The sequence below is a fragment of the Rhizobium sp. CFBP 13726 genome (assembly GCF_014841925.1).
Lineage (GTDB): Bacteria > Pseudomonadota > Alphaproteobacteria > Rhizobiales > Rhizobiaceae > Neorhizobium > Neorhizobium soli.
Genome location: NZ_JACYUU010000004.1, coordinates 442,413 through 453,876 on the forward strand (window position 1 = coordinate 442,413; position 11,464 = coordinate 453,876).

The following is an 11,464-nucleotide window of genomic DNA, read 5'->3' on the forward strand; positions in this document are numbered from 1 at the left end:
ATGCATATCGCTCCCCCGTCCATGCCTCGTGATACATCCATGCGCTTTCTGCCCGTGCGTGACGACAGCATTCTGGTCGAACTCGCCGATCTGGCCGAGGCGCTGGCGCTGTTCGATGCGCTGGAAACCAACCCAGTCGACGGTATCCGCGAGATCATCCCGGCAGCACGCACGCTGCTGATTGCGTTCGATCCTAGTATGATTTCAAACGATGCGCTGACGGATGCGGTTGCCGCACTCGCGGGTGGCGAGCGCAAGGCGGCGTCTGGTCCGCTGGTCGAAATCCCAGTTCGTTACGATGGCGAGGATCTTGGCGAAGTTGCCACCATCCTCGGCATGAGCGTCGCGGACGTTATTCGCCTGCACGGCGAAAGCGAGTATGTCGCAGCCTTTACCGGTTTCGCGCCCGGTTTCGCCTATCTCTCCGGCGGCGATCAGCGGCTTAACGTACCCCGACGCAAATCGCCCCGGACCCGGGTTCCGGCCGGCGCTGTCGGCCTTGCCGGAGAATTCAGCGGCATCTATCCCAAGACCAGCCCAGGCGGCTGGCAGCTGATCGGCACGACGCCGCTTGCCATGTTCGATATCGATCGCGCACCCGCCTCGCTTCTCCAGCCGGGAAGTCGCGTGCGTTTTCGCGATATGGCGGCCGACAAAGCCTACGAAGTTTCGGCCCCTGCGAAAACTGCGACTGCTCCGGTTGCGGCAAGCTATTCAAACTGCGCAATCGAGGTTCTGGCCGTCGGCCTGCCGGTCCTGTTTCAGGATCTCGGCCGCGCAGGCCAAGCAAACCAGGGCATCAGCGTATCTGGCGCAGTCGATCGCAGCAGTTTCAAGGCCGCCAACCGCCTCGTCGGCAATCCGGTCGGCACGCCGGCGCTGGAGATCTCCCTTGGCGGCTTCCGTTTTCGCATGCGCGGCCGCGGCGTGATGGCTGTGACGGGTGCACTGGCGCCGATCACCATCGCCACCACCGCGGGCAAAAAGCTGACGGCAGCGCATGGCGAAGCAATCGCGCTTGATGACGGCGACATCGTTTCGCTCGGACAGCCGACGGCCGGCATGCGCTCCTATCTGGCACTGCGCGGCGGCTTTGACGTGACCCCGGTTCTCGGCAGCGCGGCGACGGATACCCTGGCGCAGATCGGGCCTGCAGCACTTGGCGCGGGCGCCGTTATCGGAATTCACCCGCCGGTGCTAGGATCGACCGTTGCTGCGCCAGAACTACCGGCGTTCGACATGCCGGACACTGTGGAGACCGTCGTTCTCGACGTAGTGATGGGGCCGCGCACCGACTGGTTCACACAAAGCGCCGTCGAGAATTTCCTGTCCCAGGAATGGTCGGTGACACCGCAATCAAGCCGGGTCGGCATCCGTCTTTCAGGCGAAGCGCTGGAGCGCCAGAACCACGCAGAGTTGCCGAGCGAGGCGACCGTGCGCGGCGCGCTTCAGGTGCCGGCGAGCGGTCAGCCGGTGCTGTTCCTTGCCGATCATCCGCTGACCGGCGGTTATCCGGTCATTGCCAATGTCGCCCGCCATCATCTCGATCTCGCAGGCCAGATCCCTGTCGGAGCGAAGATCCGTTTCAACGCGATCAGCGCCTTCGCTCCCCGGTCCATCTTAGGAAAATACCCATGAAGAAGGTTCTGATAGCTAACCGCGGCGAGATCGCGGTGCGGATCATTCGGGCCTGCAAGGATTACGGCCTGACCTCGGTTGCCGTCTACGCGGACGCCGATGCCGATGCGATGTTCGCGGCGCAGGCCGATGAGGCCTATTCCCTGAACGGTGCCACGGCCCGGGAAACCTACCTCGACATCGACAAGCTGATCGCCGTCGCAAAGCGCTCCGGCGCCGACGCCGTGCATCCGGGATATGGCTTTCTCTCCGAGCGCGCGGAATTCGCAAAGGCTGTCATCGATGCCGGGCTGATCTGGATCGGCCCTGCCCCTCACGTGATCGAGGCGCTCGGCGACAAGCTCCAGGCCCGCGCGATCGCCCAAAAGGTCGGCGCACCGCTGGTTGCCGGTAGCGACGGCGCAATCACCTCGCCTGCCGAGGCCCTGGCTTTCGCACGCCAATTCGGCATGCCGATCGCCATCAAGGCGGCGCATGGCGGTGGCGGACGCGGAATGAAGATCGCGCGCGATCTCGATGAGGTCGAAGAACTGTTCTCATCGGCTACGCGCGAAGCGGTCGCGGCCTTCGGTCGTGGTGAGTGCTACGTCGAGCAGTTCCTGGACCGCCCAAGACATATCGAAGCTCAGGTTCTGGCCGACAGCCACGGCAATGTGGTTGTCGTCGGTACCCGCGATTGCTCGCTGCAGCGTCGTAACCAGAAGCTCGTCGAGGAAGCGCCAGCCCCCTTCCTCTCGGACGAGCAGCGCGAAAAGATCCACGCGGCCTCGCGCGATATCTGCGCGGAGGCCGGCTATACCGGTGCCGGCACGGTCGAATTCCTGCTCAGCGCCGATGGCGTCATCTCCTTCCTCGAGGTGAATACCCGCCTGCAGGTGGAACATCCGGTCACCGAAGAGACGACTGGTCTCGACCTCGTCATCGAACAGTTCCGCATTGCCGAAGGCCTGCCGATCAGCGTGACCAGCATGCCGGAGCCGCGCGGCCACGCGATCGAGTTCCGCATCAATATGGAAGATCCGGGCCGCGGCTTCCTGCCGTCCGCCGGCGAGATCTCGAATTTCACGGCGCCATCGGGGCCGGGCGTACGTCTCGATAGCGGCGTCACGACAGGTTCGGTCATTCCGCCGATGTTCGACTCGCTGGCTGCAAAGCTCGTCGTCTGGGGTGCGACGCGCGAACGGGCCATTGCCCGTGCCCGCCGCGCGCTCAGCGAATTCACGATCGAGGGCGTGCCGTCCGTCCTGCCGTTCCACCGTGCGGTGCTCGATCATGCGGATTTCTCAGGCGCGGACTTCCGCGTCCACACGCGCTGGATCGAAACGGATTTCGCCGAGACGCTCGAAGACGCTGCCCGCCCTGCCCCGGCAACTCGTGGCGGTCTTCTACGCGGCCATGTCGAGATCGACGGCAAACGGATCGAGATCGGCATCCCCGATACGTTTCTGCGCCTGTTGGGCCAGATGCGTGCGACGGCATCGAGCGCCGGACCGGACGCTGCCGAGAATGATGCCGGCGCTGTTCGCGCCTCCGTTCCCGGCCTGCTCGTGCAATGGAATGTCGAGGATGGCGCAGCCGTCCGTGAAGGCGAGGTTCTTGCCATGATGGACGTGATGAAGATGGAAACCGCCGTCACCGCACCCGTTAACGGTATCGTCAGCCTACTGGCAAAGGCCGGATCCTCCCAGACTGCCGGCGCAGTCATTGCCCGTATCGCCCCTGATGATGCCGGAACCATTAGCCCGACGGAGACGCGGACATGAGCATGACCGAAAACAGCAAGCCGCTCCTGTCGGTCGAACGCCTGAGCGTCGAATTCGGCGAAAGCCGCGTCGTCGACGACCTGTCCTTTACCGTCGAGGCCGGCCAGACGGTCGCCGTGGTCGGCGAGTCCGGTTCGGGCAAATCGGTGACCTCGCTGTCGACCATGCGTCTCGCCGACATGATGGGTGCGAATTATGCATCCGGTCGCATCATGTTCAACGGCCGCGACCTGTTGAAGGCGAGCCAGAAAGAGATGCGGTCGGTCCGCGGCAAGGAGATCGCCATGATCTTCCAGGAGCCGATGACCTCGCTCAACCCGGTCTTCACCATCGGCGACCAGATCTGCGAAGTGCTTGTCCTGCACGAGAAGATGAGCAAGAGCGCGGCCCTGGCCGAAGCCGGTCGGCTGCTCGATATGGTGCGCCTGCCCGACTCCGAAGAACTTCTGACCCGCTATCCGCACCAACTGTCCGGCGGCATGCGTCAGCGCGTGATGATCGCGATGGCGCTTGCGTGCCGCCCCAAGCTGCTGATTGCCGACGAGCCGACGACTGCGCTCGATGTCACCATCCAGGCGCAGATCCTCAATATCATGCGCGACCTGCAGAAGACGCTCGGCATGGGCATGGTGTTCATCACCCATGACATGGGCGTCGTTGCCGAAATGGCAGACCATGTCGTCGTCATGTGGAAGGGTAAGAAAGTCGAGGAAGGCCCGGTTCGCGAGATCTTCGCCAACCCGCAGCACCCCTATACCCAGGCCCTGCTTTCCGCCGTGCCGAAGCTCGGCAGCATGACGGGAGAGGCTTTCCCCAAGCGTCTGCCGCTGACCATTTTGCAGGATGGCAAGCCGACCGTCGTCGGCGAGGAGCGCATCCAGGACACGGTCAAGACTGGCGCAACGCCGCTCCTGTCGGTCAAGGATCTCTACGTCCGCTTCGACATCAAGAAAAACCTGTTCGGCAAGGCCACCCATCGCTTGAGCGCCGTGCAGAAGGTGAGCTTCGACATCCATCCCGGCGAGACGCTGGCACTGGTTGGCGAAAGCGGTTCGGGCAAGTCGACCATCGGCCGGACGATCCAGCAGCTTCAGTCTGCCATGTCCGGCGACATCGCCTTCAACGGCCGAACCTTCTCGTCCATGTCGGCTGCCGAACGCTTCCGCCTGCGCCAGGATGTCCAGTACATCTTCCAGGACCCGTTCGCCTCGCTCGATCCGCGCAAGACCGTCGGCTTCTCGATCGCAGAGCCGATCAACACCCACAGCCTGATCTCCGATGCCAAGGCCGTCCGCCGCCGCGTCGACGAACTGCTGGAGCGTGTCGGCCTAACTTCCGATGTCGCAACCCGCTATCCGCACGAGTTTTCCGGCGGCCAGCGGCAGCGCGTCTGCATTGCCCGCGCGCTTGCCTCCGATCCGAAGCTGATCATTGCCGACGAGGCGCTGTCGGCGCTCGACGTGTCGATCCAGGCACAGATCATCAATCTGTTCATGGACCTGCAGGCCGAACGCGGTCTCGCCTACCTGTTCATCAGCCATGACATGGCCGTGGTCGAGAAGATGAGCCATCGCGTCGCGGTTCTGTTCCTCGGCCAGATCATGGAACTTGGCTCACGACGCCAGGTTTTCGAAACGCCTGCCCACGATTACACCCGTCGCCTTCTGTCCGCGGTACCGGTCGCCGATCCGACCGTTGCCCGCCAGTCGGCGATGATCGAGGGCGAAATTCCCAATCCGGTGAGGCGCGTCGGTGACGAGCCCGCCATCCTCGTGCACGAGGAAATCAATCCAGGCCACTTCGTCGCGAAGAGCGCCTGAAACCAGCGACACAATCGCAACCATCTGAAGAGGAACAGATCAATGACAATAATCAAACGGGGACTGAAGGCGACCGCAGTGGCGCTTGCGCTCTCGACAGCCTTTGCGTCGGCGCCTGCCTTCGCGGCCGGAAAGCTGACCATCTCGAGCCCACAGGATCCGGGCAGCTGGGATCCGATCGATACGTTTCTCGTCCAATGGGCAGCCGTTGCCACCAACATCTTCGACGGCCTCACCTATCGTGGTCCCGACCTGAAGCTCGTTCCGGGTCTGGCTGAATCCTGGGAAGAACTCGACGAAGGCAAGCGCATCCGCTTCAAGCTGCGCCAGAACGTGAAGTTCCACAACGGCGAGCCCTTCAATGCAGCCGCCGTCAAGTTCACCTTCGAGCGCCTTCTCGGCGAACAGGGTGCCAAGGGACCGCAGCGTTCGAACTACATCTCGATCGAGAGCATCGACGTCATCGACGACTATACGGTCGACCTGAAGCTCAAGGCTGCCGATCCGGTTCTTCTGACCAAGCTCGCCGGTTACGGCGCGATGATCGTTCCGCCGAAATACATCCAGGAAAAGGGTGAGGACAATTTCAACCTCAACCCGGTCGGCACGGGCGCGTTCAAGTTCGTATCCTACCAGCCCAAGGTCGATATCAAGCTCGAAGCCAATGCCGACTATTGGGGCGGCGCGCCGAAACTGTCGGAACTCCAGTTCCGCTTTATCGCTGAGCCAGCAACCGCTGTTGCCGAACTGCAGGCTGGCCGCGTCGATCTGGTGATCCCGCCGACCATTCCGATCGGCATGCTGCCGGTCATCGAAGGCGACAACAAGCTGGAAATCGTTTCCGTTCCTGGCCCGACCGTCGATGCGCTGCGCTTCAACACCCGCGACGGCATCACCGCCGACCCGAAGGTGCGCAAGGCGATTATCATGGCTGTCGATCGCGGCACGATCGTCAAGTCGATCCTCGCCGGCCAGGCCTCCGAGATCACCAGCTTCCAGAGCGCATTGTCCTTCGGCTTCGATCCGGACTTGAAGGCGATCCCTTACGATCCGGCCGGCGCGAAGAAGCTGCTTGCCGAAGCCGGCGTGAAGACCGGTGCGACGCTGCAGATCGATATCCGCGGCAATGATGCGACGATGAACGAAGTGGCGCAGGTCATTTCCAGCTACCTGTCGATGGTCGGCATCACCGCCACTATCAAGCCCTATGAGACCAACGTGTTGCTGAACGACATCATTCCGCAAGGCAAGACCGGCGCGATGTTCCAGCAGAAGTGGGGCGGCTGGACCTTCGACTACGACAACACCGCCTATTCGATGTACCACTCGGGCGAAAAGTGGAACCCGTACGACAAGGACGAAAAGCTGGACAAGCTGCTGGAATCGCAGCGTCCGCTGACCGACCGTGCGGCCCGCGAAAAGATCCTGCGGGAAGTCGGCGCCTATGCGTCGGAACGCGCGCTGGAGCTGCCGCTCTACAACAGCAACGCCATCTTCGGCATCAACAAGCGGGTCAAGGGCTTCATCGCGCCCCCGGACAACCGCCTGAAGCTGACCGACGTCACCGTCGAGTAGTCATCTGAAAAGCCACCCCGCCCGGGCCAACCCGGGCGGGGCCGAACTTCTCCTTAAGGACAACACAGTGGCCGGTTTCCTCATCAAGCGATTGCTACAGGCGATTTTCGTCGTCATCGCCATCACGCTCATCGTCTCGTTCGCCATTCGCCTGACCGGTGATCCGGCCGTCACGATGTTCCAGGGCGGCGGCAGCATGACGGAAGACGATCTGGCGCGCATTCGCGCAGCGCTCGGAACCGACCAGCCGTTCCTCGTCCAGTACTGGACGTTCATGAAGGGGCTGGTCACGCTCGATTTCGGCCGCAGCTTTTCCGGCGGCACGTCGGTCTCGATGCTGATCGGCAATGCCCTGCCGGCGACCCTGCTGCTCGCCTTTATCTCGATGTTCGTGTCGATCGCGCTTTCGATCCCGCTCGGCATCAAGGCTGCCACCTCGCGCGGCAAGGCTGCCGACCAGGCCATCCGCATCTTCTCGCTGATCGGCCTGTCGTTTCCGAATTTCTGGCTCGCCACCATGCTGGTCCTCTTGTTCTCCATCACGCTCGGCTGGCTGCCGCCAAGCGGCATGTCGGGCTTTTCGAGCTATGTCATGCCGGCCGTCACCATGGGCGTGATCCTGACCGCGACGAATGTGCGTCTTGTCCGCACCTCGATGCTGGAAACGCTGCAGTCGCAATACATCATGGTCGCGCGCGCCAAAGGCTTGAGCGAGAGCAAGGTTCTCTACAAGCACGCGCTGCGCAACTGCGCCATTCCGCTGATCACCTATTTCGGCCTGCAGTTCGGTGGCCTGCTCGGCGGCATCGTCGTCATCGAGCGTGTGTTCAACTGGCCGGGACTGGGCACGCTTGCCTTCGACGCCGTCGGCGCCCGCGACTTTCCCGTGCTTCAGGCCGTCATCACCGTTCTGTCGCTGATGATCGTCGGCATCAACCTTCTGGTCGACATCGCCTATGGCCTCGTCGATCCCCGCATCCGCACGGAGTAACCGGCAATGGCAACCAAAACCTCTAGCCGCTGGCGCTTCGCGAGCCTTGAATTCATCCTTGGCATGTCCCTCACCGTCGTCGTCTGCCTCGCAGTGCTGTTTTCCGACCTGCTGTTTCCAGGCGGTGCCGACAAGATCGACCTGATGGCGCGGCTCGCCAAACCCTTTGCGACGGCCGCTCACCCGTTCGGAACCGATCCGCTGGGCCGCGACGTGCTGGCGCGTGTCGTTGCCGGCGGAAAGATCTCGCTCCTGGTCGGCTTCACCTCCGTCATCGGCGCCGTCATCTTCGGCGTGCTGATGGGCCTGATTGCCGGTTACTACCGCGGTTTCTGGGACATGCTGGTGATGCGTTTCGCCGATCTGCAGCTTGCCATGCCGTTCATCCTGCTTGCGATCACCTTCATCGCCATCGTCGGCGGAAGCCTGACCAACACGATCATCCTTCTGATTGTGTCGCAATGGGTGCAGTATGCCCGTCTGGTGCGCGGCTCGGTGCTGACGCTGAGGGAGCGTGAGTTCGTCCTGTCGGCCCGCGCGATCGGGGTGAAGGACTGGCGCATCATCATCCAGCACCTGCTGCCGAACCTGATCGGACCGGTGATCGTTCTGATGACGCTCAATGTCGCCAACAACATTCTGCTCGAAAGCAGCCTGACCTTCCTCGGCCTCGGCGTCGATCCCACCATTCCAAGCTGGGGCGGCATGCTGGCCGATGGCCGAACCTATCTGCAGACCGCATGGTGGGTCAGCGTCTTCCCGGGCCTTGCGATCCTGCTGACGGTGCTCGGTCTCAACCTGCTCGGAGACTGGCTGCGCGACAGCCTCGATCCGACCGGCCGCACGTCCCGATAACCAGCACGGCATTCAACAAGGGTTAAGCGTCATGACTTCGATCTTTGAAACCAAACTGGAGCGTACGCTCGACACTCTGGTGGCGAGTGCTGCGCCCGGCCAGTCGATCGAGGCCTGGACGTTCGACGATACGAAGAGCCGTCGTGCCGCCGAACAGGCGTTGAAGGAGAGAGGTGTCACCGCCCGGATCCGCAGCGCCTACAAGCCGCTTCTGTTTGCGTTTCTGGAAGAGATCGACCTTGAAGGCGTGACCTCGATCGAGGTGTCTTACCCGGTTCATGCCGACGCTCCGGCAAACCGTTTCCGGCTAGAAGCCTATCCGCTCGCGGCACTCGTGGGAGATGCCAGGATCGACTTCATTGCCCGCGACGATGACGAACTTGTCTACGACGTCACGCTCACCCGTAACGGTAAGACGGAAACGCTGAAGATCAAGGCGCCGAACCGCGTGCATACGGATGTGGTCGGCGAAACCAATCTCTCTCCCACCGGCTGGATCAGCCGCGACGGCGCGATCGGCGAGAGGCTGGAAACGGATTACGAGCGTCTGTTCAGCCTCGCAATCGACGCGATCGCAAACCACGACTGGGGCAACGAAGAACCCTATTTCGAAGAACTCAACATCGCCGTTTCCCATCCGGCGGAAGACATGCCGCTGGCGGTTGGCGACGAGGTCGTCAGCCTCCGCGAGGCCCTGCACGAGGACTTCTATTTCTCGCTGCTGGAATTCTTCCAGAAGAAGTCCGGACGCCCGCTCGGCGACCGTGGTCTGAAGCCCGGCCAGATCGTGCCGGAAATCGTGCGCAGCAATGGTGAGATCAGCGTGCGTGTCGAAACCCGGCCGCTGAGCACAGGTTTTAGGGATGGCCCCGAACAGGAAATCGATACGGCCAGCGAACCACCGGCCGTTGCGCAGATGTCGAGACTGCTGTCGGACATCGGCGGAGAGGAATTCGATGCCCGGTCGCGCTCCGGCCGCGTTCTCTCGGCGCACTATGTGCGTGGCAGCGACACGGCGGTCATGATCAGCGGCGGCCAGCATCCGAACGAGACGACCGGAATTGTCGGCGCGATCCGCGCTGCCCGTGCGCTCAAGCAGCGTGCCGGCGCCCATTTCACCATCTCGCCGATCGAGAACCCGGATGGCTACGCGCTGCACCAGCGCCTGCGTGTCGATAACCCGCGCCACATGCACCACGCCGCCCGCTACACCGCGCTCGGCGACGATCTTGAATACCGGACGGCGGAAAATTCCGGCCAGCATCTCAACGAGAAAGCCATCCGTTTCACAGCGCAGGAATTGAGCGGCGCACAGCTGCATATCAACCTGCACGGCTATCCGTCGCATGAATGGACGCGGCCGCTATCCGGCTACGTGCCGCGCGGTTTTGGCATGTGGACGCTGCCGAAGGGTTTCTTCCTGATCATGCGCCACCACGCCGGCTGGACGCAGCAGGCGGAAGCCATCCTCGACCACGTCACCCGGCATCTCGGCGCAATTCCAGGCATTCTCGACTACAACAATCGCCAGATCGCACTCTACGAAACCCATGCCGGCGAGACGGGTTTCCGCATCATCAACGGCTTCCCGTGCCTGTCGTCGATTGACGATCGCCATACCGTACCGCTGACGCTGATCACCGAATATCCTGACGAGACTATCTACGGCGACGATTTCGTCACGGGCCATACGGCGCAGATGGAGACGGTGATCTCGGCCTATGATGTCTGGCAGACGCTTAACGCCTATACGTCGTAAGGTGACAGGCTCCCGGTAGCTGCGCCTAGTTCGTTGCAGGCGGTTCGGTTACCCGATCTCGCCTGATCGCCTCTGAAAAGTCCTCGGACATGCCCGCCGTCTTGGCTTTCTCGGCAATATGGGACTGTTGCCTGAGCACCGCCATCGGGGACCCAGTGTCGAGGATGCCCTGATCATAGGCGTATTCCGGTAAATAGCCGTTCACATACAGCCGCCAGTCGAGAGGGACCGTGCCTCCAAGCGTTCTGACGATGGCCACAACCGCAGTCGTGCAGTTCGTCATCAGCGAGTTGTACCACTGCGGCTGGCGGGACAGCCTGTTTGCATCCTCGACATAGGCGACCAGGAGGTTGCGTGCTGTCTGCGGCAAGACGTTCACCCGGTATAGCTGGACGTCCTCGCCGCGCACGATCGTACGAACCCCGATAATATCCCGCTCCTCTGCCGCGACGATCACAAGCGGATTGCTCTTGAAGAGATCCGCGATCGGCGAAAACGCGCCTCCGCGCTTGCGGCGGACCTCGACGGACCAGGCGACGTGCTCGCCATTCGAGAAGCCGAAGCTGACCAGCATGTGGCCCATCAGCGGTCCCGACCAGTAGGACATGAAGAGATCAACCGACGTCAGCGTCTTTAGATCATACGTCTTGGTCTTCCAGTTTTCGGTATAGTCGGTATCGCTTCTCCAGGTGAAGTCTCGCACACCGTTCAGGGTCAACGTGTCGCCCGAAATCGTTCCGGTGACCTGTCGCGCAACGTCCGGCGACCAGTCTCCTACCGCTGGGGGCGCGAGCGTGAACCACCACGAAAGCACGATCGCGAAGGCCACCGAGAACACGCCCGTCGGAGCCCGCCATCGGTGGCGGATCACAGAGACGATGGTCCAGACACCGAGAGCGGCAAACAGCGCAGCGAACACCGCTCTTGCCGGGAGCGGCAATGGCAGACGGTACCACAGTGCCAGCGATGACCACGCCGAGACGAGTAGAATGACGATGAAAACGCCCGTCAGGGCGAGGAAGTGGAATGCTCGGCGCAAATCGGTGTCTCTCGGTTCAACACA

8 protein-coding genes are annotated in these 11,464 nt (G+C 62.3%); 7 read left to right on the top strand and 1 reads right to left on the bottom strand.

Annotated features, from left to right (window positions below):
- Positions 1-39: 39 nt before the first annotated feature.
- From pxpB to IFT66_RS18855, 7 genes are all read left to right on the top strand, one after another.
- Positions 40-1,638: a 5-oxoprolinase subunit PxpB gene (gene pxpB, locus IFT66_RS18825; RefSeq protein WP_062459436.1), complete on the top strand. Its 1,599-nt coding sequence runs from the start codon at positions 40-42 to the stop codon at positions 1,636-1,638.
- On the top strand, positions 1,635-3,401 hold the full coding sequence (locus IFT66_RS18830; RefSeq protein ID WP_192078516.1) for an acetyl/propionyl/methylcrotonyl-CoA carboxylase subunit alpha: 1,767 nt from the start codon (positions 1,635-1,637) through the stop codon (positions 3,399-3,401). Before pxpB ends, IFT66_RS18830 begins: the two co-directional genes overlap by 4 nt.
- 2 nt (positions 3,402-3,403) lie before the next feature.
- The gene (locus IFT66_RS18835) at positions 3,404-5,221 is read left to right on the top strand and encodes an ABC transporter ATP-binding protein (RefSeq protein WP_446737931.1); all 1,818 of its coding nucleotides are present in this window, start codon (positions 3,404-3,406) and stop codon (positions 5,219-5,221) included.
- Positions 5,222-5,263: 42 nt separating this feature from the next.
- Positions 5,264-6,796 carry an ABC transporter substrate-binding protein gene (locus tag IFT66_RS18840; RefSeq protein ID WP_192078518.1) on the top strand — a complete coding sequence of 511 codons (1,533 nt, stop codon included), beginning with the start codon at positions 5,264-5,266 and terminating at the stop codon, positions 6,794-6,796.
- Between the two features lie 67 nt (positions 6,797-6,863).
- Positions 6,864-7,787, top strand: coding sequence for an ABC transporter permease (locus IFT66_RS18845; protein WP_092663235.1), 924 nt, complete (start codon positions 6,864-6,866; stop codon positions 7,785-7,787).
- Positions 7,788-7,793: 6 nt separating this feature from the next.
- Positions 7,794-8,642, top strand: a complete 849-nt coding sequence (locus IFT66_RS18850) for an ABC transporter permease (RefSeq protein ID WP_192078519.1) — start codon at positions 7,794-7,796, stop codon at positions 8,640-8,642.
- 31 nt (positions 8,643-8,673) lie between these two features.
- Positions 8,674-10,401, top strand: a complete 1,728-nt coding sequence (locus IFT66_RS18855) for a M14 family metallopeptidase (protein WP_192078520.1) — start codon at positions 8,674-8,676, stop codon at positions 10,399-10,401.
- A 25-nt stretch (positions 10,402-10,426) separates the two neighbouring features.
- On the opposite strand, the gene IFT66_RS18860 is transcribed toward IFT66_RS18855, so the two are convergent.
- The gene (locus tag IFT66_RS18860) at positions 10,427-11,440 is read right to left on the bottom strand and encodes an Lnb N-terminal periplasmic domain-containing protein (protein WP_192078521.1); all 1,014 of its coding nucleotides are present in this window, start codon (positions 11,438-11,440) and stop codon (positions 10,427-10,429) included.
- Between the last annotated feature and the right edge of the window lie 24 nt (positions 11,441-11,464).